At 67.6% G+C, this 24,467-nt stretch carries 16 protein-coding genes and 3 pseudogenes; 6 read left to right on the plus strand and 13 right to left on the minus strand.

Annotated elements, in window-relative coordinates; all coding sequences use genetic code 11:
- Positions 1-230: 230 nt before the first annotated feature.
- A complete protein-coding gene (locus tag OG331_RS05105) occupies positions 231-3,245 on the minus strand; it encodes an AfsR/SARP family transcriptional regulator (RefSeq protein WP_406191945.1) in 3,015 nt (1,004 codons plus the stop codon).
- Positions 3,246-3,623: 378 nt separating this feature from the next.
- The gene (locus tag OG331_RS05110; protein WP_406191947.1) at positions 3,624-4,592 is read right to left on the minus strand and encodes a GlxA family transcriptional regulator; all 969 of its coding nucleotides are present in this window, start codon (positions 4,590-4,592) and stop codon (positions 3,624-3,626) included.
- 618 nt (positions 4,593-5,210) lie between these two features.
- Between OG331_RS05110 and OG331_RS05115 the strand changes: the two genes are divergently transcribed.
- Both OG331_RS05115 and OG331_RS05120 read left to right on the plus strand, forming a co-directional pair.
- A complete protein-coding gene (locus OG331_RS05115; protein WP_406191949.1) occupies positions 5,211-7,991 on the plus strand; it encodes an AAA family ATPase in 2,781 nt (926 codons plus the stop codon).
- Positions 7,992-8,311: 320 nt separating this feature from the next.
- Entirely contained in the window at positions 8,312-10,579 is a 2,268-nt protein-coding gene (locus OG331_RS05120; protein ID WP_406209712.1) for an NB-ARC domain-containing protein, read from the plus strand.
- Between the two features lies 1 nt (position 10,580).
- On the opposite strand, the gene OG331_RS05125 is transcribed toward OG331_RS05120, so the two are convergent.
- Positions 10,581-11,761, minus strand: a protein-coding gene (locus tag OG331_RS05125; RefSeq protein WP_406191951.1) for an IS3 family transposase whose coding sequence is annotated in 2 segments (ribosomal slippage) — positions 10,581-11,497 and positions 11,497-11,761 — 1,182 coding nt in all. Because the reading frame shifts where the segments join, the coding sequence is not laid out codon by codon here.
- Between the two features lie 33 nt (positions 11,762-11,794).
- Here OG331_RS05125 and OG331_RS05130 point away from each other — a divergent pair.
- Positions 11,795-12,046, plus strand: coding sequence for a WD40 repeat domain-containing protein (locus OG331_RS05130; protein WP_406191953.1), 252 nt, complete (start codon positions 11,795-11,797; stop codon positions 12,044-12,046).
- A 125-nt stretch (positions 12,047-12,171) separates the two neighbouring features.
- Here OG331_RS05130 and OG331_RS05135 read toward each other — a convergent pair whose 3' ends face one another.
- The 4 genes and pseudogenes from OG331_RS05135 to OG331_RS05150 all read right to left on the minus strand — a co-directional run bounded on the left by OG331_RS05135 (position 12,172) and on the right by OG331_RS05150 (position 16,104).
- Complete coding sequence (locus tag OG331_RS05135; RefSeq protein WP_406191955.1) at positions 12,172-13,542, minus strand: DUF4246 domain-containing protein; 1,371 nt, start codon at positions 13,540-13,542, stop codon at positions 12,172-12,174.
- 31 nt (positions 13,543-13,573) lie between these two features.
- The gene (locus OG331_RS05140) at positions 13,574-14,812 is read right to left on the minus strand and encodes an IS256 family transposase (protein WP_406209715.1); all 1,239 of its coding nucleotides are present in this window, start codon (positions 14,810-14,812) and stop codon (positions 13,574-13,576) included.
- A gap of 156 nt (positions 14,813-14,968) precedes the next feature.
- A pseudogene (locus OG331_RS05145) lies at positions 14,969-15,115 on the minus strand (hypothetical protein); the annotation flags it as partial.
- Positions 15,116-15,306: 191 nt separating this feature from the next.
- Positions 15,307-16,104: a nucleotidyltransferase domain-containing protein gene (locus OG331_RS05150; RefSeq protein ID WP_406209718.1), complete on the minus strand. Its 798-nt coding sequence runs from the start codon at positions 16,102-16,104 to the stop codon at positions 15,307-15,309.
- A 755-nt stretch (positions 16,105-16,859) separates the two neighbouring features.
- Here OG331_RS05150 and OG331_RS05155 point away from each other — a divergent pair.
- Positions 16,860-18,407: a GMC oxidoreductase gene (locus tag OG331_RS05155; RefSeq protein ID WP_406209721.1), complete on the plus strand. Its 1,548-nt coding sequence runs from the start codon at positions 16,860-16,862 to the stop codon at positions 18,405-18,407.
- An 83-nt stretch (positions 18,408-18,490) separates the two neighbouring features.
- Here OG331_RS05155 and OG331_RS05160 read toward each other — a convergent pair whose 3' ends face one another.
- The 4 genes and pseudogenes from OG331_RS05160 to OG331_RS05175 all read right to left on the minus strand — a co-directional run bounded on the left by OG331_RS05160 (position 18,491) and on the right by OG331_RS05175 (position 21,397).
- Entirely contained in the window at positions 18,491-18,979 is a 489-nt protein-coding gene (locus OG331_RS05160) for a carboxymuconolactone decarboxylase family protein (protein ID WP_406191958.1), read from the minus strand.
- A gap of 2 nt (positions 18,980-18,981) precedes the next feature.
- Entirely contained in the window at positions 18,982-20,058 is a 1,077-nt protein-coding gene (locus tag OG331_RS05165) for a dihydrodipicolinate reductase (RefSeq protein ID WP_406209724.1), read from the minus strand.
- Positions 20,059-20,145: 87 nt separating this feature from the next.
- Positions 20,146-20,856 (minus strand): annotated as a pseudogene (locus OG331_RS05170) (IS5 family transposase); the annotation flags it as partial.
- 37 nt (positions 20,857-20,893) lie between these two features.
- Positions 20,894-21,397 carry a hypothetical protein gene (locus OG331_RS05175; RefSeq protein ID WP_406191961.1) on the minus strand — a complete coding sequence of 168 codons (504 nt, stop codon included), beginning with the start codon at positions 21,395-21,397 and terminating at the stop codon, positions 20,894-20,896.
- A 191-nt stretch (positions 21,398-21,588) separates the two neighbouring features.
- Between OG331_RS05175 and OG331_RS05180 the strand changes: the two are divergent.
- Positions 21,589-21,843: pseudogene (locus OG331_RS05180) on the plus strand (transposase); the annotation flags it as partial.
- Positions 21,844-22,036: 193 nt separating this feature from the next.
- On the opposite strand, the gene OG331_RS05185 reads toward OG331_RS05180, so the two are convergent.
- Together OG331_RS05185 and OG331_RS05190 are read right to left on the minus strand one after the other, a co-directional pair.
- The gene (locus OG331_RS05185) at positions 22,037-22,627 is read right to left on the minus strand and encodes a hypothetical protein (protein ID WP_406191964.1); all 591 of its coding nucleotides are present in this window, start codon (positions 22,625-22,627) and stop codon (positions 22,037-22,039) included.
- 111 nt (positions 22,628-22,738) lie between these two features.
- Positions 22,739-23,134 carry a VOC family protein gene (locus OG331_RS05190; RefSeq protein WP_406191967.1) on the minus strand — a complete coding sequence of 132 codons (396 nt, stop codon included), beginning with the start codon at positions 23,132-23,134 and terminating at the stop codon, positions 22,739-22,741.
- Positions 23,135-23,239: 105 nt separating this feature from the next.
- Here OG331_RS05190 and OG331_RS05195 point away from each other — a divergent pair, with 105 nt between their 5' ends.
- Positions 23,240-24,301, plus strand: a complete 1,062-nt coding sequence (locus OG331_RS05195; RefSeq protein WP_406191969.1) for an Lrp/AsnC family transcriptional regulator — start codon at positions 23,240-23,242, stop codon at positions 24,299-24,301.
- Positions 24,302-24,467 lie beyond the last annotated feature (166 nt).

Here is a 24,467-nt window from a genome sequence, read left to right on the forward strand (position 1 = left end):
CGGTCGCCGGAGGGGAATCGGTCAGCGCGGCAGGTCATCGCGGTCGACGGCAAGGTGGTGCGCGGCTCGCGGACCAGGACAGCCGCGGCAACCGGTTGCCGCACCGGCACCCTGCCCCGGCCCATGGCCTCCCTGCGCAACCTCGCCATCATCGTCTTGCGCCAGGCCGGCCGGACCAGCATCGCGGCCACCGTCCGCCACTACCACCGGCACCTACAGGGCCCTCGGCCTCACCTGGCGAACCCGGACAGATCTCGCTCACGCATTGACCCTGTCGCGCTACCGAGGGCGACAACGATGTCGGCCCGAACCGCCGCGGCCCCGCTGTGGTCCAGAATGCGCTCCCGAATCCTGGCCGATCGCGAGTAGTACTGGACGGCCTGTTCCATGCGGCGCAGGTGGGCATTGACCCGGCCGAGATCGTGCAGCACGTACCCCTCTCCGACCAGGTCGCCGCTCGCCGCGACCATGGCGAGGACCTCGAGCAGGGTTCGTTCCGCCGCCTCGTACCGCTGCTGGTACATCAGCATTTGACCCAGCCGTCGCAGTGCGAGGGCCTGGCCCCGGTCGAAGCCGGCTGCGCGGCAGATCCCAAGAGCCTCGTCGAGATATGAACGGGTTCGGGCGAAGTCCGCACGCCGCATCATGATGTGTGCCATCTCGCCGAGCACGTACGCCCGGCCGATGGCGTCGTGCGCCCGCACGAAGTTGCGCTCGGCGCTCCCGTAGAGGACCAGTGCCCGATCGTCGTCACCGTGGCGCCGCTCGGTGCGCGCCAGGTCACGCAGGCAGAGCGCCTGACCACGCACGTCACCAACCCGCTCGAAGATCTCCAGAGCGGAGGTGAGGTAAGGGCCTGCTGCCTCATGCTCGCCCCGGTAAAGGTGCAGGGTCCCCAACGAGCCGAGTACCGCTGCCTGGCCCCGTTCGTTGCCGGCCTCCTGTACCGCGGTCAGCGCCACCAGATGTGTGCGCTCCCAGAGGTCGGGACGGCCACGGGCCTCGAAGAGCGTCACCAGAGTCGTGGCCAGCTCCCAGCACAACTCGTCGAGCCCGGGCCGGGCCGCCAACTCGACGGCGTTCACGAGGTTGTTCTGCTCGCTCTCCAGCCACCCGAGCGGGTCGCGGCGGCACCGCTGCACTTGGTCCTCCGGCGGATGCCACCGTTCGCCCCGACCCGCCACGATGGTGTGCGTACCGCCGTAGATCTCTTTGTGCGCCGTCTCCGTGAGCGCCATCCAGCCGCCGACCATACGCCGCACCGCTCCGGCGCGTTCTGCCTCGGGAATCTCCGTGGGCAGCCGTTCGCGCGCGAACATCCGTACGATCTGCGACAGTCCGTATCGGAATCCCCCGCCCTGGTCCATGGTGGTGATGTCGAGGAGCCGCATGTCGATGAGCGGTTCCAGCAGGTCAGTGGGGTGCTGCGTGCGGTCGTCGATGAGTGCGGCACCCAGCCAGCTCGGAATCTCCGTCCCGTCGGCCAGGCTGAGCAGGCACAACAGGCGACGGTCGGCCGCCGCCAGGCCGTCGTAGCTGAGCGAAAGACTTGCCCGGATCGACAGCTCGCCGTGTGTCAGCTCGTCCAACCAGCGCTGCTCGTTCTCAAGCCGGTGCCACATGGAGGTCAGTGACCAGTGCGGGCGCGCGGCCAGGCGCGCGCCGATGATACGCAGTGCGAGGGGCAGCCCGCCCACCAAGTGAATGAGGGCCCGCGCTGCCTCCCACTCGCTCTCCACACGGCTCTCTCCAATGATCCGCCCCAGGAGCTGGACGGCCTGTTCCGAGCTCAACGGCTCCAAGTCGAACCGGCTTGTCCCCGGCAACGCCGTGAGCTGGCCACGGCTGGTGACCAGCACGCCGCTGCTGCTGGTACCGGGCAGCAGGGGCATCACCTGCGACTCGCTCACCGTGTCGTCCAGCAACACCAGGATCCGGCGATCGGCCAGCAGACTGCGGTACATCTCCGCGCGCTCATCAAGCGCATCGGGTATGGCATGGCCCGGCACGCCCAGCGCTCGTAGAAACCGCCCCAACGCCTCGGCGGGACCCACCGGTTGTCCGCCCGGCCCACGGAGGTCGCAGTAGAGCTGTCCGTCCGGGAAGTACTCGGCTGCGACTCGGTGCGCCACGTGCCTGGCCAACGTGCTTTTGCCGACACCAGGTCTGCCAAGCACCAGGACCACGTTCAGGTGCCCCATTTCCTGTCCCTCGGTGACGGCGTCGCAGACCGCTGAAACGATGGTGTCGTCGGCTACGAGGTCGCCGATGTCGGCGGGAAGTTGCCTTGGGGTGACGACCGTGTCGGGATCGGCACTGCGCTCCTGCGCCGCCTCGGAGAGCGGCGTCGCCACGAGAGACCGTGGTTCGGCCGCGTCGGCCATGTCGGCCACTTCGGCCGGTGCCGGTTCGACCGGTGCCGGTTCGGCCGGTGCCGGTTCGGCCGGTTCGGCCAGTGCCAGCTCAGCGTCGTCGGTCAGGATTGCCTGCGCCAGGTCTCGTAGTTCCCTTCCCGGGTCCAGGCCCAGTTCCTCGGTGAGCATCACGCGGCCCTGGTGGTAGGCATCCAGCGCCTCCGCCTGCCGGCCCGAACGGTACAACGCCACCATGAGGTGCCCCCGCAGCCGCTCACGCAGAGGATGGTCGGCGACAAGCTGCATCAGCTCGCAGACCAGGTGCTCGTGACGGCCCAGCTCCAGCAGCAGCCGCATGCAGGTCTCCACCGCTTCCAGGCGGCTCTCGTCCCACTGCGCTGCCGTACCGGCCAGGACTTCGCTGGGTACACCGGCCAGGCACCGCCCCCGCCACAGGCCTATCGCCGAGCGAAGCGTTTCCACCGCAGGCATCTTCAGACCATCACGGGCCAGCGTCTGCGCTTCTGCCACCAGGCGACGGAAAGTGCCGACGTCGGTCGCATCCTCCGGCGCATTCAAGATGTACCCGCAAGCGCGGGTCTCGATGGTGGCGTCGACTCCCCCGTCCGAAAGCGCCTTGCGGAGCCTGGAGATGCAGATCTGCACTTGGGCGCGTGCGGTCTTCGGCGGATCGTGAGCCCAGATGACATCCACCAGACGGGTCGTCTCCACCACCCGGTTCAGTTCGAGCACCAGTGCCCCGAGGACGATCTCTTGACGCCCCGGGGCCACGGCTACGGCCCCCAGCTCGCCGCTCACCTCAAGTGGCCCGAGCACCCGAAAAGGAGCTGCCGCTACGCCGCTGCCGTCGTGGTCTAACGAGACTGCCATGCATGACCTGCTTCTGTGGTATCAGCCAGGCGATGTAGGCCGGCTTGCAAAGTTGGACGGAACTCATACCGACCTGGCTACTCAGCCGTAACCGTTGGCCGCGTCGCCAAGCGCCTTCAAGAGCTCGGTGGGAAGGAGGGTGCGGTGTGCCCGGCTGGAGAGACCGAGGTCGTGGTGTACCGCGTCGCTGACCGGCACGTGCGCTGCATGCGCTGTCCGTGCCAGGTCCGGGTGTGGAAGTGCAGTCCCACGGCCAGGTCGGCGTCCGGTCGGCGCAGGGCTGGCGTCGCTCCACAATCCGCGGTGCGCGCAGGCGCTCAAGGAGACATGCCGGTGGCACTCGGTCTTCGCACCGCGACGGGCAGGCCGGCCGCTACTTCACCCTGCTCTGGAAAAGTGGTGGCGATACTGGCCCGGTGTGACGCCCAGGGTCCGCTTGAAGCGGCGGTGCAGGGTCTCGGCGCAGCCGAAGCCGCAGGCTCGAGCAATCGCGTCGATGGTGGTGTCCGTCGTCTCCAGTAGAGCCCGGGCAGCCTCGACACGGACGGTCTCCACGTAGGCGGCCGGGGTGAGTCCGGTCTCGGCGCGGAAGACCCGGGTGAAGTTGCGCTCACTCATGTTGGCCCGTTCGGCGAGCACCCGGACGGTCAGGTCGTCGGCGAGGTGGTCGGTGACCCATGCCTGTACGTCCCGCAGGGGCTCACGCGTGGGCCGCTGCGCCGCGAGCTGGGTGCTGAACTGGGCTTGTCCGCCCGAGCGTTGGACGAACATCACCAGCATCCGTGCGACGGCCCGGGAGACCTCGGGCCCGTGGTCCTCCTCGACCATGGCGAGTGCCAGGTCCATCCCCGCCGTGATTCCGGCGGAGGTCCACACCGCCCCGTCGTGTACGAAGATCTGGTCCGGGGTGACCGTGACGTCCGGGTGGTCGCGGGCCAGCCGCTCGCAGGCCGCCCAGTGTGTCACCGCGCGCCGTCCGTCGAGCAGTCCTGCTCGCGCGAGCAGGAACGCGCCCGTACACACCGAGGCGACCCGCCTGGCCCTCCCGGCCGCGGCCCTGAGCCAGCCGACAAGCTCTTCATCATCCACCACCTCCCGATCGCCCGGTCCACCGACGACCACCAGTGTGTCCAGCGGTCCCTGGCACTGCTGGACGCTGTTGCCGGCAGTAACGTCGATCCCGTGACAGGCGGGCACCGCTCCGGCCCGGCCTGCGACGATCTCCAGGGCATAGGCCTCGTCCTCGGGCACCCACCGTTGCGTCTGCGCGAACACCTCATGCGGTCCCGCCAGGTCCAGTACCTGAAACCGCGGATAGACAAGAAAGACGACGCGCCGTTGAGTCACCTGATCATCCTGGCCCGCCGTGCCATTTGGCAGCAAGGACACAAACATGACGATCTCCGCCATTGGCCTGGCGCCAGGTTTCGCCTTCGGTGGCGCGGCGGGTGGACGTACTTCCGGTTCCCGCTCGACCAACACCGCGAAGGCGAGACGGTGTTCGTCCTCGGGGCGCTTCGTCCACGCCGTCACGTGGTACGGCAGACGTAACCAGCACGTCGGCTGACGCCGTTTCACCAGGCGGGCGGGCTCCGCCACGGGGACCTGAGCCGACGGCACGGCGCCGACGTCCGCCGTACCGGTGTGTGTCATCCGGATTGAGTTGAGCACCCTGTCTCCTGTCCGCGACCGCGCCACTTCTGTGGGGTCAGAGGCGGGCGGAGGCTGTTCACCCTCATGTGACCCTCGTGACCAGCGCAATCGTGGAGCACCACGACACGGACCACGAGATCGTCCGGCCCGGTACCACGACAGTGGGAACGTGATGGCGGAAGCGGCATCCCGGTTCCTTCGCACGGCTGCGCGATCATGGTGGTTCTTCTCACGGTGGGGGTCACGCCACCGATGTGCGGCGCACTCCGTCCTCGTGAGTGAGGGCGCTCACGTCCGCACGAGGAGGCAGGGATGTCCCGACCGGCATGTGCACTACGGGAAGCAGCACAGCTGCTGGCCGCCGCGACCGACCGCGCTCATGCGGGCACCGGTCGTCTGGTTCTGGTGCGCGGCGCGACCGGCACGGGCCGCACCACGGTCCTGGAGGCCGCCGCCGAGGACGCCGCCGCCCACGGCATGCAGGTGCTGCGCGCTCGCTGCTCCGCCGGCGACTCCGAGATCCCCTTCGCCGCAGTCCGGCAATTGCTGTGCCCTGCATCCGAGTTCGCCGTTCCGGCTTGGGACGGCGATGAACGGGCGATCGGCGCCGAGTTGCGACGGGTGCTGCGCTCTTACGCGGAGCAGTCGCCGCTGCTGGTCACCGTGGACGATGTGCACCTGGCTGACCCGGCGTCCCGCCGCTGGCTGGTGGAGTCCGCACGGCTCATGGACCAGCTGCCGATCGTCCTGGCGGCCACCGAGCGCAGCCAGTACGACGTCGACCCGCCCGCACCGGGCCTCGCCCACAGCCTCTCCCCCGCCCTGGTCACCACCCACACTCTGACCCCGCTGTCCGACAAGTCGGCGGCGACAGAGGTCCGTTCGGCCTTCGCTGACGCCGACGACTCCTGGATCGAGGACTGCGTACGGGCCGGCGCGGGCAATCCCCTGCTGCTGCGGGCCCTGTTGGACGACCTCTCCGACGGCACACACCAGGTCGTGCCGGACACCTCGGCGGCGCTGTACTCGGGTGGGTTTCCGGCGGCCGTGCAATGGTGGCTCGACTGTGCCGGGCCGGGTACCGCGGAGGTGGCGCGGACGCTGGCGATCCTGGACGAGGGCTGGGACCACGGGCCCGCCCTCAGCCCAGGGGTCCCCGTCCTCCACATCCCGTCACTCCTCGCTGAACTCTCCGGCGCCGACCCGGCCCGGGTCGCGGGCTGGATCACCGCGATGACCGGCCTCGGACTGCTGCGCCCCGACGGCATGGGCCGCGCCCGCTACGCCCATCCGCTCCTGCGGGACTCGGTGCTCATCGGCGTGCCCGAGGACCGGCGGCGTGCCGCGCACCGGACGACCGCCGAGGCGATGCTGCACCGCGGTGTCTGCAGCGAGCTGGTCGCCCGTCAACTGCTGCTCACCGACGTGGTGGACGCGCCCTGGACGCTGCCGGTGCTTCAGGACGCCGCTTCACTGGCGTTGCGTGAGGGGCACATCGAGGACGCGGTGGCCTTCCTGCGCCGCGCTCTGGACGAACCCCTCTCCGATGAGGACAGACAACGCCTGCTGACCGATCTGGGCTCACTGGAGTACGCGGTGCCCGGCTCCTCGGCCGCGATCCTCAGGCTCACCGAGGCGCTGCGGCTGCCCGGGCCTGCGCAGGAACGGGTGCGCGCCGCGGTCGCCCTGGGGACGGCGCTGACCGGCCGTGGCAGGACTCGCGAGGGGGTCGAGGTGCTGCGCTCGCTGTACGACGCGCTCACCGACCGTCCCGACCTGGTGCGCATCCTGCGGCAGGCGTTCTTGCAACTGTCCGACAAGGAACAACTGGTGCGGCAGGAGGCCTACAAGCGGCTGGCCGAGGTGGCCGAGCACGCGCCGGAGTCGATCAGCACGGCCGGTCACGCGTTCCTGGTGAAATACGCGGTCACGGCAGGTCGGAGCTCGGCGACGGAAGCGATGCTGCGCCTTCGCGGTCTGCTGGCGGAACCGGCCGACCCGCTGTCCGAGCCGTACCTGCTGGGGACAGCCGCTGTGGTCGCCCTGTGGGCCGACGAACTCGACGAGGCCGAACGGCTGGTGGAGCGCGGTCTGACCGGGCAACGGCCCGACATCCTGCACCCCATGCACGAGGCGCTGCTCAATACCCGTATGGACATCGTCGCGGCACGGGCCGACTACACCCGCCTGCTGGCCGAGCCGCCGCCCGACGCCGCGGGCCCGACCCACACCCATGCCCACGCGCTGTCGGCACTCGTGGAGACGGGCCGCCTCGCCGAAGCCGAACGCCTCGCCGAAGCGATCGACTTGCGGACGGCGCCGGAGTCCTCGGAGCTGAACCGGTGCCTGTACGCGCGCGGGGAACTGCGCGCCGCGAACGGTGACCTGGCAGGAGCCCTGCACGACTTCCTGGAGTGCGGGCGCCGCCAGTCGGCCCGGAAGGAGTTCAGCCCGGTCGTCACCCCGTGGCGCACCGCCGCCGCCGAGTGCCATCTGGCCCTGGGTGTCCCACGCGAGGCGCTCGCCCTGGCCGAGGAGGAGCTGCGCCTGGCCCGGGTGTGGAACACGCCCCGCACGGTGGGCCGGGCACTGCGGGTCCTCGGCACCGCGACCGGCGGACACCGGGGTCTGGAGCTGACTCAGGAGGCGGTACGCCTACTGCGTGGCGGCCCGGCAGGACCGGAGCTCGTGGCGGCGTTGTCGGCCCTGGGCCGTCAGTTGACCGCGTCGGGCGAGTCGTCCCGCGCCCGCGACATCCTGCGGGAGGCGGCCGGGCTCGCCGAACGCCTGGGCGCGATACGACTGCGGGACCTGGCAGAAGAGGCGCTGCGGGCGGGCGGCGCGCGTCGTCCGGCGACCCGGACCGGTGCTGCCTCGCTCACCGCCAGCGAGCGCCGCATCGCCGAACTGGCCGTGGGGGGACGCACCAACGCGGAGATCGCGGATCTGCTGCATCTGGCCCGCCGTACCGTGGAGACCCACCTGACGCACTGCTACCGCAAGTTGGGCATCCACCGGCGCAGCGCGCTGAGCGCGGCCCTGTCCGGGGGCGACGTGGTGTACGGATCCCTGGTCGGCGGCCGGGATACGTAGGGCGGGTATGGCAGGGCGAAGCGCCCGCCTTCGAACCGAAGAACAACCCTGTACTCGTGGCGGCATCGACCAGTTCGGGAACGGAAGTACGGGTAGTGTCTCCTGGCTGCGAGGCTGTTCACGGGGAGTGTGGCGTGCGGGGACGCATTGGGATGGTGGCGCTCGTCGGTGCGAGCGTCGTGCTGGCCGCGCTGTTGTCGCTGGCCGCTAACGCGGCTACGGCAAAGCAACACTGGCCGGGCCTGCTGGACAGTCTGCGGCGACAATCGTGGCCCTCGGTCGCCGTGTTGGTGGTCCTGTCTGTTGCCGTCGCCGGCGCAATGACTTGGAAGCAGGGGCGCCCATCTGCTGGTCTCGACGACCCTCCACCCCCACAGCCGACGGAGGTACCAGGTTGGTTCGTGGCTCGCTCAGAGACTCTCGACGCAGTGGCAGCGGTATGCCTCGGTGGTCGCGCAGTAGGAATCACCACGTCGCTGTGGGGCGCCGGCGGATTCGGAAAGACGGCGTTGGCTACCGCGGTATGCGCACACAAGCGAGTCCGACGGCGCTTTCGCTCCCGTATCTACACCGTCACGATCGGCCGGGATGTTCGCGGCCGGGCAGCAGTGGCGGCCAAGATCGCGGAAGTGACCCTGTTCATCACAGGTGACACCACCGAGTTCGACGATCCGAATCTGGCCGGCGACCACCTGGGCCGCCTGCTCGATCAGCGGCCTCGTATCCTCCTGGTCCTCGATGATGTCTGGGAGGACGAGCAGCTGACCCCGTTCCTGCGCGGTGGTCGTCGCTGCGTTCGCTTGGTCACCACCCGCAATCCCAATCTGCTACCGCTCGGCGCCCGACCCATCAGGGTCGATGAGATGTCCCCTGACCAAGCCCGTGCGGTGTTGGCCTGGCAACTGCCGCCACTCCCCGCCGACATCATCGACGCGCTCTTGGAGACCACAGGCCGGTGGGCCCTCCTGCTGCACCTGACCAACCGGCTGATCGCCGAGCAGACCGCGACCGGCGCTGCTCCCGCAGCTGCCGCAACCCAGATCTTGCAGCAGCTACGCGTGTTGGGGCCGGTTGCCGTGGACGAACCGGCAGGAGCCTGGGACCTGGACGACCCCCAGCGTCGCAGCCAAGCCGTCCAGGCGTCGATCGAGGCAGCGATCACCTTGCTGCCCCCGGACGGTGCGGCCCGTTTCGCCGAACTCGCCGTCTTCGCGGAGGATGAGGCCATCCCCCTCGTCCTGGTCGCACTTCTGTGGCGTGAGACAGGTGGACTCACCGAAGGGCAGTCACGCGCTCTGTGCCGCGCCATGGAGCGCTTGTCGTTGCTGATGCTCAAACCTGATGAAGGCGGCCGCATCCGCCTGCACGACGTCATCCGTGACTACTTGCGTGGCCGTCTCGGCGAAGCTCCACTCACCGCCCTACATGCGCGTCTGGTGAGCGCAGTCGCTGCCACGCTGCCCGAAGCCGGGCCACTGGCGCCGACTGCGCCCGATCCCGGACGCGCTTGGTGGAGCCTTCAAGAGGGCTACCTGCTCGACCACCTCATAGAGCACCTTCTCGCGGCGAACCTCACCGCCCAAGCGGAAGCCGTGGCAGGCGACCTACGCTGGGTCGAAACGCGACTGACTCAGCGTGGCCCCACCGCACCCTGGAGTGATCTCACCCTCATCGACACTCCTCGGGCTCGCGCGGCAGCCCTCAGCCTCGCCCAGGCGGGCCACCTCCTCATGCCCACAGATCCCGCGCGAGCGCTGGCCGGTGTCCTCTACAGTCGCCTCCAGCCCAACCAACACTGGGGCGATCAGGTCACTGCGCGTGAGCAGGATGCTTCCCAGCATCCGCTTCTGGCGAATCGATGGATTCCACCCGATCATCCCGCCTCTGTCGTCCAACGCGCCTTCTCCGGCTACGGCAGGGCCTTCTGGCTGCTGACGGTCCGGCAGGATGGGCCGCAGCTTGCCACCGGCAGTTACAACGGGTCGGTGCGAATTTGGGACGCTGCATCAAGAACTCGTACAGCCACGCTCACCGGTCACACCCACCAACTGCGGTCGGTAGCGGTCACACCGGACGGAGCGCGGCTCGCCACCGTCGGTGATGACCGCACAGCGCGAATCTGGGACTTGGCGTCCGGAACCTGCCTTGCGACGCTTGCCGGACACACCAGGCCAGTGCACTCAGTAGCGATCACGGCGGATGGGACGCAGCTTGCTACCGCCAGTCACGACGGGTCGGTGCGGATGTGGGACGTGGTGTCCAGGACCTGCACCACCGTTTTCACCGACCACACCGATCCGGTCCATCTGATGGCGATCGCCCCGGACGGCGCCTGGTTGGCGACTTCCAGCAAAGACCGCTCCTTGCGGATATGGGACCCGGCGTCAGGCTCACGCCTTGCCGGCCTGACAGGTCACACGAAGCGTCTGACGGCGACAGTGGTGGCACCCGACGGATCCTGGCTCGCCACCGCATCCGAAGACTGCTCCGTGCGGCTCTGGGATCTGGCGTCCAGAACCTGCCGTGCCACACTGCCCGGCCACACCGTGAGGGGCCTCGTGTTTTCCGGACAGGCATCTGACTATTGACTCACGCGACGATTCGCAACTTCTGGTACGCGGCGTGGACTTCGCGGGGAGGACGGTAACCCACCGCCGAGTGAAGGCGTTTGTGATTGTACCAGAATTCGATGTAACGGGTGATGTCCTGCCTGGCGATGTCGCGGGTCAGGTAAGTCACCCTCGAAACGCGCTCGTTCTTCAGGGCGCCGAAGAATGATTCGGCCATGGCATTGTCGAAGCAGATCCCGGTACGGCCGGCAGAACGCCGCAGGCCGAGCTCGCCCAGAACCACAGCATACTCGGCCGACATGTAGTTGCTTCCGCGGTCCGAGTGGAATATTGCGTTCCTGGCGAGTTTCCTGTTCCGTGCTGCGTTACGGATGGCTCTGGCTATGAGAGGGGTTTGAAAATGGTCGTCCATCGCGTAGCCGACAACCTCCTTCGTGCAGCAGTCGATGACGGTCGCGAGATACAGCCAGCCCTCTCCGGTGGAGATGTAGGTGATGTCCCCGACGAGTTTTTCACCCGGAGCGTCGGCGGTGAAGTTCCGGCCCACGAGGTCGGGCACGGCGGCGGGCGCGCCTCGGGTGAGGCCGAAGCGTCTGGGCTTCGGCTGGCAGGGCTCAAGTCCCAGCTCCCGCATGAGCCGGCGGACCAGCTCCGGGCCCGCGGCGTGGCCCCAGCGATGGAGCTGGGCGTGGATGCGCCGATAGCCGTAGGTGCTGTCGGAATCGTCGAATGCTTTCTTGATCAGCAGTTTCAACTCCTCGCGTCGCTGCGCCGTCGCGGATTTCGGGCGGCCCCGCCAGTCGTAGTAGCCAGATGTGGATACGCCGAGTCGTTCGCACATGAACTCGACGGGATATGCGTACTCCGTTGTGTCGAGTCGCATCTCATCGATGAACTCGTACTTGCTCGCTACCGGGGATCCTTCGCGAAGTACGCTGCGGCTTTTTTCAGGAACGCATTCTCCATCTCGACTTCACGGATACGGCGTTCAAGTTCCTTCAGGCGAGCGCGTTCATCGTGGGACAGCTCGGTACCGGCAGGAGGTTCATTCCGTTCCTTATGCTTCTTCACCCAGCCCCGGAGGGTTTCGGGGTTCATACCGAGTTCACGGCCGACCTCGGTTACGGTCTTGCTGGAAGCCAGCGCGATCCGGACGGCTTCCTCACGGAACTCAGGCGTGTACTTGCTCGGTGGTGCCACTTCGATTCCTCGTTTCCAGTTCAGACGATCCTATTGGACGCCTGTCCGGAAACTTCGGGGCATCCCACCGAGCGTGTAACGGCGATGGCGATCACACCGGACGGAGCGTGGCTTGCCACTGTCGGCCGTGACCGCACCGTGCGGATCTGGGACGCCGTCAGGCACCACACCGTGGCCTTGGTGCGCACCGAAGGGCCACTGACCGCGTGTTCATGGGGGCCGGACAGCCAGAGTCTCGCGGTGGTAGGCCGCTATGGGGTGTATCTGTACGGACTGCTCGTTTGACACTGGGTATGAGGCTTGTTCCTCGGGACGAGTACACAGAGGACGAAGCGGCCGGGGGGCGGTGCGGCTCCCGATGCCCGCTCGGTGGCGGTGCGGATCGGGGAGCGCAGCCGGCCGCGGAGCTCCTAGTGCTCGCAGAGGGAGAACTCTCGTTCGTAGAGCTGCTCGTTGTGTTCGTCGACGAAAAACTTGCGTTCCCGCATGAGTTGTTCGCGGTACTCCTTGGCTTGTTCAAGCGTCATGGTCGAGGTCGGGGACCATGGCTGCTGCGGTGGCACATCGGATGTCGAGACGATCCTTTCCGACGGGTCGACCAGGAAGAACGCGAGAATTTTGCGATGTCCCGGGCGGGTGGGGTCCGTGAGGCGGAATGAGCCGACGCGGTGTTGGAGGATGTTCGGGAACGCCAGGCAGCGGCCCGCTGGGGTCGATGCCGATCCCAGCATCTGGTTCAGTGCGTCTTCGTCCTCCAGGCCATAGACCTCACGCAGTCCGTTGTCGTCGTTCTGCTCGTAGCTCGGGTCATCGAGTGCCGCCCTGAAGCTCAGCCGGCTTTCCGTGATGTTCTCGCTGTCCCAGTAGTAGATGCCGGTCGAGACGATCCGCTCGTTCATCATCCCCTCGACATGCCAGGAACCGCCGAGGTACTCGGGCTTGTCCGGCGTGAGATGAATGGTGGCGAGCTTGACGATGACCTGCAGACGGCGGCCGCGCAGATCGACTCGGGCCGAGTCGTCGGGCAACTCGGGCGGGGTGAACGTAGGGGCGTCCGGGATGACCGGGCGGCGGTTTTCCCACCAGTCGTCCTGGGCCTCTCCCCAAGTACGGACCGCTTCTTGGTAGGCCCCATCATCACTGTAGGCAGACTTGTCCGGGTACTCCGGCTCCGAGTCGTACCACCCGTAAGGATCGGCCTCGATCCTCAGGGGCCGCGGATGACGCAGATCGGTGAGCACGTTCTCCAGCAGCGGGCGCATGCGCGCGAACAAGTCTGGTAGGACAGCGGCCAGTTCGCAGTGAGTATCGGGGTAGACGTTGTTCACGTAAGAACGGAAAGCGACATCGCCGTCGTCACTGACGTCGACGTCCGTGGGCAGCCACTGGAATTTCTCCGAAAATTCGTACCGCGAATAGCGGTCCGTCGGATTCTGCCAAGCCCGCTCGGGCGCGCCGCTCACCTCGCGCACCAGACAGAACAGTGAGGGATGAACCAGATCCAGCACCTGACCATCGGATCCGGGATGCCAGTCCTGTTCCGTTTCAGGGACCTGTTCCAGAACCCGAACCGCCTCGCGCAGCCGGGATCTGAGCTCGTTGTTGACCAGTGCGTCCGACTGCCACACCCCGTCGACAGCGGAGACCTCGACGCCGGTACGTCCGTCCCGCAGTGCGGCGTAATGCGCGAGTTCGGCAAGCACGTAACGAACCTGCGCTTGAGTGAGGCCCTGGGCGACCGCTTCTTGCGTCCACCTGGCGGCAATGTCGGCGTCGTTCATCTGGTCATGTCCCCCTTCGTGGTGTAGCCGATCAATCGGTGGGCTTGTTGGTGGTGTGGGGTAGTGCGGGGGTGCGTTCGGGGAGCTCGGAGTAGAGCTCGGTCATGCTGCCTTCGGGCAGGTACCGACGGGGGAAGGCGATCCATTCGTCGTGCAGTTCGAAGAGCACGGCGGTGACCAGGCGCTCGAGGGCGTCGGGGTTGGGGAAGACCTGCACGACGTCGGTTCTGCGCTTGATCTCCCGGTTCAGCCGTTCAAGGGGGTTGGTGGACTGGATCTTCTTCCAGTGCTGGAGTGGGAAGACCGCGAACGCGGTCAGGTCCTCCTTCGCTGCCAGGAGCGTCTCTTTCACCTTGGGGAACTGCTCGCCGAGCATGTCGGCGACGGTGTCCAGCTGGGTCCGCACCAGTGCCGTGGCGGGCTGGGCGAAGATGGTCCGGATTGTCGCGGCCACCATCTCACCAGCACCTTTGGGGATGTGCGCGAAGCAGTTGCGCAGGAAGTGAACGCGGCACCGCTGATAGGAGGAACCCAGCATCACCTTGCGGATCGCGGCCACCAGTCCGCTGTGGTGGTCTGCGATGACGAGGCAGATGCCGCCCAGGCCGCGGGCGCGGAGCGAGCGCAGGAACTCGCTCCGGAATGCTTCGGTCTCGCTGTCACCCACGGCGACCCCCAGGACCTCGCGGCCGCCGTCCTCGGTGATGCCGGTAGCGATGACGACGGCCTGGGAGACGATCTGATGGTTCACCCGCACCTTGCAGTACGTCGCGTCCAGGTAGAGGTAGGGGAACCTGGTGTGGTCCAGGGGACGGGTGCGGAACGCGGTCAGCGGCTCGTCGAGCTCGCCGCAGATCCGGGAGACCTCACTCTTCGAGATCCCGCTGTCCCCGCCCAGGGCCTTGACCAGGTCATCGACCGAGCGGGTGGAGACCTCGTGAACGTAGGCCTCCATGATCACGGCATACAGAGCCTGATCTATACGCCGCCGGCGTTCCAGCAGGCTGGGGAAGAAGCTGCCAGTCCGGAGCTTGGGAATCTCCAGGTCCAGGTCGCCGGCTGGCGTGGTCAGGGTCTTGTCCCGGTGGCCGTTGCGCAAGGCCGTCCGTGATGCGGTGTGCTCGTTCCAGCCGGCACCGATGTGCGCGCTCACCTCGGCCTCGATCAGTTCCTGCAGCATCCGCTCGGCCACACTGCGGACAAGCTCGATTCCATCAGACGAGCGTAGTGACTCCAGCAGCCGTATCAGGTCAGACTGGGACAGGGCCATCGCGTACTCCTCATGGTTGAACTGGGCGTTCACCAAGGAGAGTTACGTGATGGCCCGCCTCGCGTCAGGGAGCGGCAGGCACCAACAGAAGTGCGCCCCGAGCACCCGCCCGCGCACGCCCGCACCTTGATCGGCTACACCACAACAAGGGACGCCATCGTTCATCTTGTCGAACCACCCCGGCTTCGCCCGAATGTGGGCGCTGCACTGCATCATCTGAAGTTCCCGCAGCGTTCGGGGTGTCGCGAACGATATGGAACGGGAAGCATGAAAGGGCAGCGGGAAAGCAGACAGGCCAGTCAATTCTCTTGGTCCTCCCAGTCGGTGTGCGGCAGCGGGAAGGATACGTCAGCGCACTGACACCCCAGCCGCAGCTCTGGTTGGTCCGGAGCCAGGGCTTCGGCGCAGACGCGTGATGTGGGCACAGAGACGTCGCACGGGTCCGTCACGGACCAGCCGTGTCCATGACTGTGCGCTCATCGTCATGGACGCGGTCAGGAGGCCAGCTGTTCACACACCTCGGCAGCCAGCCGATCGGCCTCATCGAGCGCGGCAGTGAGCGTGTCCGGGGAAGCGCCGAGCGCGGAGAACAGTTCGTGGGCCCGCTCGGCGAAATCGGCCGGCCCGACGGCAAGTTCTCCCGCGGCCCGAACCATCCCCTTCTCGTTGAGTACCCAACACCTGGCCTGAGCGTGGAGGGCCTGCGCGAGAAGCCCAACCGCGCGGAAAATGCAACCCGCGACATAGAAAGTGTCGCCGTGAGCCGCACCCTTGCGGGCGCCGGCCAGGATGAACGGCGCCTCCCATTGCGCGTTGGCGATGAGCGCTTCGCGCAGCGGCTGCGGATAACTGTGAGTCTGCTGACGCAGAGTCTGCAGCTCACCGCTCGGATCGGCGAGGATGCGCCCGAGGGCCACCTCACCGGCATAGGCGTGGGAATAGAACCCCAGTGGGTGGCCGGGCTGGACCCCTACCTCGAACTGCCCGTCCTGGCACTGCCGCCAGATTCGACGCACCCGTTCCAGATCTCGGTAGATCCAGTCCACGCGATGACCGTTGACGGTTAGCCAGGCACCGCCGTCCACCCACGGTCCCCAACCACCCGGCTCAGTCACGTCGACCGGCTCGCCGGTCAGCTCGGCCGCGAGCAGGCGCAGGGCATCCGTGTCGAGGGGCGGCCGGTAGTACAGGCCCAGATCGTAGTCGGAGTCAGGACGGTGCGTGCCGCTCGCCCGGCTGCCTCCCAAACACACTCCGACAACGCCGCTGACGGCGGTCAACCGATCCGCGATCTCCACCAAGCGATCCACAAACCGGATTCTGCAGAACCACACCGCCTCCTGCGACCGAATTACCAGGCTCCCTCAGCCGTCGGCTGCCGAGGAGCAGTTATCTGGCCCACGTCGGTCGGGACGCCGATGGCCTGGTCGACCACGGCGTGGGAGACGCCTGCCCGCTGCTGGTTCTCCGCACTCAGCCGTTACGCCTCGGCCCGCAGATTGCCGTCTGTGGTGGGGGGCCTGGTCACCGGGGCTTCTTTCCGAGCTCCGCCCCGCGCGAGTAGCCGGCGCTCGGGTTGCTCAAGGCGATAGAGACCTCCGCCCCACCCTCCTGCGCAGAAGGCCAAGAGGGTGCCGCCGCTGACGCCGGCGTGTGGGAGCACCGGTCGGTGAGGGGCGGTCGGCCGGCCCGGGGTCGGAGCCTGGCAAGTCCTCGGCCGGTCACCGCGAACGTCTCCTGCGTCGCGCTCGCCCGGTGAATTTGAAAAGGGATCACTTTTGTAGCGTCATGGTCCGCGGGTTTGGATCGGTACTGAAGAGGCGGGTGCGTTAGCGGACTATTCCTGATGCGGGAAACCCGAGGACAGCAGTCAAGTTACCCGTAGGTTTCTCGTGACTTGTTTCACGACTTTCAGTAGAACTCGTTTCTGTTACGTGAGAGAAAGGGGATCTACGTGGACTCCAAACTACCTGAAACACGGGAGGGAAGAGGTCTCTCCCGCCGTCGCTTCATTGGTAGAACTGGTTCTATTTTCGGCGCCGTCGCTCTGGGCGCATTCGACCTGCCGGCCGCTGCCGCACTGCCTGAGGAGCCCGGCCTGATCGAACCCGGTGCACAGGTCAGCGCACTCGTGATAGGCACCGGGTACGGAGGGTCCGTCACCGCGCTCCGGCTCGCCCAGGCCGGCGTGGATGTACACATGGTGGAAATGGGCATGGCTTGGGACACGCCGGGGACGGACGGCAAGGTCTTCGCCAACACCACCACCCCGGACTACCGGTCCTTCTGGCTTCGCACACGGACCAAGCAGCCCATCAGCAACTTCCTCGGCTTCCCGCTCGACCGGGACGTGCCGCGGTACACGGGCATCCTGGACGCCGAGGAAATGGGCGGCATCGTGGTGTATCAGGGGCGCGGTGTCGGAGGCGGCTCCCTCGTCAACGGCGGCATGGCGGTGACACCCGAGCGAAGCCGCTTCCCCGGCGTGCTCCCGTCGGTCGACGCCGATGAAATGTACGACCTCTACTACCCGCGGGCGAACAGCACCCTCGGCGTCACCACGATCGACCCGGCCTGGTTCGAGACAACCGCGGCCTACCAGTACGCACGCGTGGGCCGCAAACACGCCGGGCGGTCCGGTTTCCGCTTCATGTTCGTCCCCAACGTCTACGACTGGGACTACATGAAGCAGGAGGCTGCGGGGGCGGTGACCAAGTCGGCGCTGGCCGGCGAGATCCTGTACGGCAACAACCACGGCAAGAAGTCGCTGCCGAAGACCTACCTCGCGCAGGCCCGCGCGACCGGGCGGGTCACCATCTCACCCCTGCACAGGGTCACTGCGGTGACGCCCGCCACCGGCGGCTACTCCGTGACCATGGAGCAACTCGACACGAACGGAGCCGTCACCACCACCAAGACCGTCCGGGCGCAACGGGTGTTCTTCGCCGCGGGCAGCGTCGGCACCAGCAAGCTGCTGGTCCGTCTGAAGGCGACGGGTGCGCTGCCCGGGCTCAACAATGAGGTCGGCAGCGGTTGGGGCGAGAACGGCAACGTGATGTGCGGCCGGGCCAATCATCTATGGGACCCGACCGGGGCGCTCCAGTCGTCGATCCCGACGGCGGGCATCGACAACTGGGCCGCGGGGGGTGCGTTCGCCGAGGTGGCGCCGCTGCCGACCGGTATCGAGACCTGGGCGTCGTTCTACCTGTCGATCACGAACAATCCGCACCGTGGTCGGTTCACGTGGAACGCGTCGGCGGGGAAGGTGGAGTTGGACTGGCAGACGGCGTGGAAACAGCCGTCGATCACCATGGCGAAAACGATCTTTGACAAGATCAACGCCAAGGAAGGGACCATCTACCGCACAGACCTCTTCGGCGCGTACAAGATCTGGGGCGACCACCTCACGTACCACCCGCTCGGTGGGGCGGTTCTCAACAAGGCCACTGACAACTACGGCCGGCTGCACGGGCATCCGGGTCTGTACGTGACGGACGGTGCACTGATTCCCGGCAACGTCAGCGTCAATCCCTTCGTCACCATCACCGCGCTCGCCGAGCGCAACATCGAGAAGATCATCGCCGAGGACTTCTGACCGCTACCGCGTCCCGCCGGTCCGCCGTGCGGAACTGTGGGCCGCGGCCGCAAGCCCCGGCCCACAGCCCTGAGCGCGCCTCGTCAAGAACCCTGTGGCGACGGCAGCACACAGACACTGTCGAGCCCCAGCACATGATTGAGGCGGCCGAACGCCAGCCAGGAGCCGATACTCATGCTCAACTCCACGATCTCCGCCTGGCTGTAGTGCGCCTTCATCCGGTCCCAGAACTCGCCGTCCAGACTGTGATGGTCAAGTGCGTAGCGCTCCGCGTACTCGGCGGAGAGCCGCGTCCGTACGTCGAAGGAGTCCGTGGTCCGCCACTGGGCGACCGCGTCCAGGAACTCGTTCTCGACTTTCTCTCCGTCGCGTTCGGTGCGCCAGTCCAAACAGAACAGGCATCCGTTGATCTGCGCGATGCGCAGGCGGGCGGCCTCGAACTCGCGCAGCCCGAGGGTCGTGTACTGATAGACGGCCAGGGAGAAGGCGCTGGCTGCATGGCCGATTTCGGGCACCAGGTCGCCCCAGACGTACGGGATCGGCTCGGCGCCGTCGGGGATGTCGATGTGCATGATCACTTCTTTCCCAGTTTGCCCACCGCCGGGCGCAGCGGGATGTCGAGTGCGTCGTAGAGGCCGGGTTGGGCCTCGGCGAGCCAGTCGATGGCATTGACGAGGCGTCCGGCTGCTGTCGCGTTACCGCCGGCGGCTCTGTTGTGTCCCTCGTCCGTGGCTTCGACTGTGACCTCGAGGCGGGGGCGCCCTTCGATGATCACGCGGTGTGCGCCCGCTCCGCCGTCCGGTGGTGCGGGCCAGTCCGGGGCGCAGGTGGCGTGAATGCGGGTGACGTGCTCGACGATGATGCGGGGCTCGCCCTCCACCAGACCCTGCACCTCAAGGCGCACCGCTCCCTGAGTGCCGGCGGCGAACTCCCCCATCGTGTCGGTGACGACGGACGTTTCGAGGGGGCGGCGCTCCAAGGTCTCTTCGATGCCGTCGAGTTCGACGCCCAGGGCTCGTGCCATCATCCGCAGTTGTCCGCCCCAGATCATCGTCGGGATGCCGTCGGCGAGCATCAGCGGCTGGTAGTCCAGGGAGTGTCCCATGCCGATCAGGTGGCGGACTGCATCCTCCTGGTCGTAGGTCGAGTAGTCGAAGATCTCCAAGCAGCGGATGGCGTCGATGTCGGACCCCAGTCCGCTGATCAGGAGCGGGAGTATGTCGTTGGCCCAGCCGGGATCCACGCCGGACACGAACAGCGAGCCGCCGCCGGCCTCGACGGCCGCGAGCAGTACGTCACGGATCTCGTCCGGTGCGTTGGTGCAGTCGTACATGCCGTACAGGGACGGTGTGACGACTACGGCGCCGGTGCGGAGCGCGCGCGTGATGTCGTCGATGGCGCCGTCCAGGCGGACGTCGCCGGAGGCCGCGTACACGACCGCGCGGGGGTTTTCGGAGAGGACCTTGTCCACATCGTCCGTGGCCGCCACGCCCAGGTGCCGGTCGAGTCCGCTGAGTTCGCCCGCGTCTTTGCCGATCTTGGCGGGGTTCGACACCAGCACGGCCACCAGGCTGAGCATCGGGTGTGCCGCAACAGCTCGGATGGCTGCGCGTCCGACGTTGCCTGTGCCCCAAACCACCGTGGGAATCATGGGCGGAGGGTAACGATGCGCCCTAAAACTTCCCATAGCCGTGCAAGAGGAATCGGGCCCAGCGGGCGGAGGAGTCCGGCGCGGCTGCTTGTAGGCGTCGCGGTCGGATGCAGGCGGCCTGCCGCCGTGGCTGCCGAGGCGTTTGCGGTTGGCGGCCTGGTCGGCGCGCTGCGGGATCACAGCCCGGATCCCGCGCCGCCGCAGATGACGGCGGATCGCCCGGGACGAGTACGCCATGTCCGCCAAGACCACGTCCGGCGTGACTCTGGGCCCGCCGACCGGCCTGGGCACCCGCAATCGGGCCATGACCTGCAGGAATGCGGGTGCGTCACCGGCCTGGCCAGGAGTGAGAACGAATGCGAGTGGCCTGCAGCGGCTGTCGGCGGCGAGATGGATTTTGGTGGTCAGTCCGCCGCGGGAACGTCCGAGGGCATGGTCGGCCGGCTCGCTGGCCGGGGCCCCTTTTGGCGAGCCCCGGCGGCGTGCTGGTGGGCACGGACGATCGTGGAGTCGACCGCGACGGCCCAGGCGAGGTCGCCTTCGGTGTCGGCCTGGGTGAGCAGGGCGGTGAGGACCTTCTCCCAGGTGCCATCGGCGGCCCACTTCCGCAGGCGGTTGTGAGCGCCCTTCCAGGACCCGAAGTGCTCAGGTAGGTCCATCCCACAGCGTCCCGGTACGGTACTTGAACGCGATCGCGTCGATCACCTGCCGGTGATCACGCCAGCGTCCACCCCGCTTCGGCGTTCGGTCCGGCAGCAACGGCTCAATGCGTGCCCACTGAGCGTCAGTCAGCGACACACATCAACCAACGATCGGTTGATCCGACTGAGACGGGCTAGCAGCCGGCGGTCCGCTTAGTTCGCAACGGGGCCGTGAAGTCGGCGTCGGCGTTGTTCGCCCAGACGATTCCGCTGTGCGCGACGGGGTTCAAACTGCAGACGTGGTCGACGGTCTCACCGAAACACGCTCGGGCCGTCTTGCCCACGAGCTTGTGGGAGCCGCAGTATCCGCCGTCCAGGTCAGACACGCTGTCGTATGCGCCGTAGAGCGACGAGTCGAAGTAGCCGCCCTTCAGCTCGATCGTCTTGGTCGAACGGTTTGAGACGACCACCACAGCCTGAGCGTTCTTCCGATTCGGCGTCCAGATCAGACAGACCTGGGAAACTGCCTGGGTGGATATGGTGAGGGGCTCGCTCGGTCCGCACTGCCAGTTCGAGTCTGCCGAGTACGTCTGCCATGTCGGGTGGGCACTTGAGGGCGTCGCTGTGAACGTAACGAAGCCGACTGCCGCGAGGAACGCGGCGAACAGCTTCGGCATGCGGAAGTTTCTGAACTTCATGTATTTCTCCTATAGTTGGACCCCGTCAGGTCCTGAAACTGAGTGGGCTAGCGTACCCGCGAAGATCAACCGGCGGAGAGTACGGCACGGAGCTCGGTCGACCTGACGCGCCTTTCCGCCGCCGCGTCGTGGAATAGGGCGGGATCGGGGCAACCTCTGCGCGCTTTGCGGAAGGGGCCTTGACCGGCCGTCATCTGCGGCGGCGCGGGATCCGGGCTGCGATCCCGCAGCCGGCCGACCAGGCCGCCAACCGCAAACGCCTCGGCAGCCACGGCGGCAGGCCGCCTGCATCCGACCGCGACGCCTACAAGCAGCGGAACACGGTCGAACGCTGCATCAACAAGCTCAAGCAATGGCGCGGCCTGGCCACCCGCTACGACAAGACCGCCACCATCTACCTCGCCGGACTCCACCTCGCCGCCATCTTCATCTGGTCAGCGCGATGATCCGAAGGAAACGGCCTAGGCCCGGTCCGTGCAAGGGTGTGACCGCAGGAGCCGGCATCCCTGGGCAGGCCGGTGCAGGTGGGCCGGGAAGCCACGGGTGCCGGCGATGTCATCCGGTGCTGATGTGTGCCGCGATGGCGTCGGTGATCTCCTTACTTGGAGGCTGCGCGAGCATTGCTTGGGCATTCGCCTGCTACGACGGACTCGCCGAACTGGACGACGTCCGGGGAGTGTGATCTGGCGCGGGTCCGGATTGCGGATCGCCGCGGTCTCCGGCCTCGGCCCGGCGGTGGTCGCGGGGGCGGGGGCGGGGGCCGAGTGAGCGAACCGCAGGGGTCTCCGTTGCTGGCCGGCGGTGGCGGGCCAGTACGGTGATGGTGGCTGCCAGGAACACGGTCTGCGTGGCGGTCCGGGGGCCCAGCTCGTCGTACCAGGGCACGTCGCCGGTGGCGGCGTGCACGTTGGCCGGGAACATGACGACCAGCATCGCGCTGAGCACGCCGGCCGAGAGCCGGGCCGTTCGTGACCACAGCAATCCGAGCGCGCAGGTGAATTCGGCGATGCCGGTCAAGGTGACGAGCAGGCCGGGAGCCGGCAGGGCGGGCGGCACCATGGCGACGAGTTCGTCGCGCATGCCGACGAAGTGCGCGCCGGCGGTGAGCGCGAACATGGCTGCGAGGCCACCGCGCAGGGCGTTGGTCGGCCGACGGAGCCGCATGGCACCGAGCGCCCCGGCGAGCAGCAGCAGGCCTGTGACGACGACGAGTGTGACGAGCGGTTCCATGCCGGTTCTTTCTGCCGTGACGGATGTCGTGGTGGATGCCGTGGTGGATGTCGTGACGGCCCGTCTTGAGGTGCGGGGGCGGTCGGCGGGGCGTTTGCCGCGACCGGCCCGTCAGGCGGTGTCGTCGGCCACGGCCGCGGCCGCGGCCGACCTGCGGACGGTGTCGGGGTCGATGTTCTGGATCTGTATGACGACCCCGTCCGGGTCGGTGACGCGGATGCTGTGACCGAAGTTCTCCTCGACGAGCTCGTAGGGGTAGCCGCTGTGTTCGAGGCGCTGCGCGACCTGTTCCAGTGGCTCGTCCGTCGTGAAGCCCAGTTCGGTGGTGCCGGGTGGCCGGCCCTGCGAGACGGCGGCGTCGTGGATGCCGACGGCGCCGGATGCGGCGGTCAAGCGAACCCACACGGCATCGCCGGGCTCTTGGCGGACGTTGAGCCCCAGGCCGGCGTAGAAGTTGCGGGACGCGTCGACGTCGGCCACGTACCTGATGGGAAGGACGGTCAGCATGGTCTGCCTTTCTGCGGTGGGTTGCCGCCAGTGTCCTGCCGGGTGCTCCGCTGCGCGCTGTAGGGTCGCCGAGTTGGACATGATCGGACGTTGGGAGGGGGTCTGGTGACGCAATCGGTCACGCTCGACGTGCTGGACCGTCGTCTGATCCATGCACTCCAGATCGACGGGCGCGCCTCGTTCAGCCGGATCGCCGCCGTGCTCAAAGTCCCGGAGCGCACTGTCGCGCGTCGCTACCAGCGGCTGCGGTCGGCCCTGGTGGTCCGGGTGGTCGGGCTTGTCGACAGCCAGCAGATCGGCATGCTCGACTGGTTCGTCCGCATCGACTGCACGCCGGAGTCCACCGACGCGCTGACCGCCGCGCTCGCGCAGCGGGACGACACCTCGTGGATCGCCCCGCTCGCCGGCGGGACGCGGCTGACGTGCATGGTCCGCACACCGGGCGCGGGGGCGGAGGGCGCTCGGCCACTCTTCGACCACTTGCTGCGGACCCCGGGGATTCGAGATGTCGAGGCGGGCTGTGTACTGCGGGCGGTCGCCGGGGTCGATGGCTGGGCAGGCCGTACAAGCGCGCTGGAGGCATCCGAGCAGGCGGCTCTCCTCGACTCCGCGCCCGAGTCACCGCAGGGCCCGGACGTCGTTGCCGAGGTGTCCGGCTGGGGTGAGGCGGAGGCGCGGCTGGCGGGTGAACTGGCCCTGGACGGCCGGGCGGACGTCGCGCGGCTGGCCGCTGCCACCGGGTGGTCGGCCTCGACCGTGCGGCGCCGTATCGCCGGGTTGCGGGCCGCTGGGGTGCTGCATTTCGAGGTGGATGTGAGTCCGTCGCACTTCGGCTTCCCGGTCGAGGCGCTGTTGTGGCTGGAGGTGGCGCCGGCCGCGCTGGGTGAGGTGACGCAGGCGCTGTCACAGCACGCTGCAGTCGCCTTCGCTGCCGTCATCACAGGCCGGGCGTCGGTGTTCGCCATGGTGCAGTGCCGTGACACCGGCGCTCTGTATGACTACCTGGCAGGCGAGTTGGGCTCGCTGGCGGGCATCGGCCGGATGGAGAGCGCTCTTGTTCAGCGGCGCGCCAAGCGGGCGGGGCCGCTCCTGCTGCCGGCGATGGCGGAACGCGCGCCACGATTCGCGCCTCGGGGGACGGTCCACGGGGCCGGCCGGATCAGATGACGCCTGAGTCGGATTCTCCCCGTTGCTCGGACGCGGATTCTCTGTGTGGCGCGGGCGCAGATTCTCCCGTCCGTGGCGGAGTGTGTGAGGGCCGCGTGCAGCGGGGCTGTCGGCTGCAGGGCCGTTCACGATCGGATGCCCCCTGTCTTCAGATGCATCATCGCCG

The sequence above is a fragment of the Streptomyces sp. NBC_01017 genome, from assembly GCF_045162795.1.
Classification (GTDB): domain Bacteria; phylum Actinomycetota; class Actinomycetes; order Streptomycetales; family Streptomycetaceae; genus Streptomyces; species Streptomyces machairae.

Bases quoted from the DNA above. Each gene is read 5' to 3' on its own strand.
- OG331_RS05105 (WP_406191945.1), bottom strand. From the start codon at position 3,245: ATGGCAGTCTCGTTAGACCACGACGGCAGCGGCGTAGCGGCAGCTCCT.
- OG331_RS05115 (WP_406191949.1), top strand. From the start codon at position 5,211: ATGTCCCGACCGGCATGTGCACTACGGGAAGCAGCACAGCTGCTGGCC.
- OG331_RS05120 (WP_406209712.1), top strand. From the start codon at position 8,312: ATGACTTGGAAGCAGGGGCGCCCATCTGCTGGTCTCGACGACCCTCCA.
- OG331_RS05135 (WP_406191955.1), bottom strand. From the start codon at position 13,542: ATGAACGACGCCGACATTGCCGCCAGGTGGACGCAAGAAGCGGTCGCC.
- OG331_RS05140 (WP_406209715.1), bottom strand. From the start codon at position 14,812: ATGGCCCTGTCCCAGTCTGACCTGATACGGCTGCTGGAGTCACTACGC.
- OG331_RS05160 (WP_406191958.1), bottom strand. From the start codon at position 18,979: ATGCACATCGACATCCCCGACGGCGCCGAGCCGATCCCGTACGTCTGG.
- OG331_RS05165 (WP_406209724.1), bottom strand. From the start codon at position 20,058: ATGATTCCCACGGTGGTTTGGGGCACAGGCAACGTCGGACGCGCAGCC.
- OG331_RS05175 (WP_406191961.1), bottom strand. From the start codon at position 21,397: ATGAAGTTCAGAAACTTCCGCATGCCGAAGCTGTTCGCCGCGTTCCTC.
- OG331_RS05185 (WP_406191964.1), bottom strand. From the start codon at position 22,627: ATGGAACCGCTCGTCACACTCGTCGTCGTCACAGGCCTGCTGCTGCTC.
- OG331_RS05190 (WP_406191967.1), bottom strand. From the start codon at position 23,134: ATGCTGACCGTCCTTCCCATCAGGTACGTGGCCGACGTCGACGCGTCC.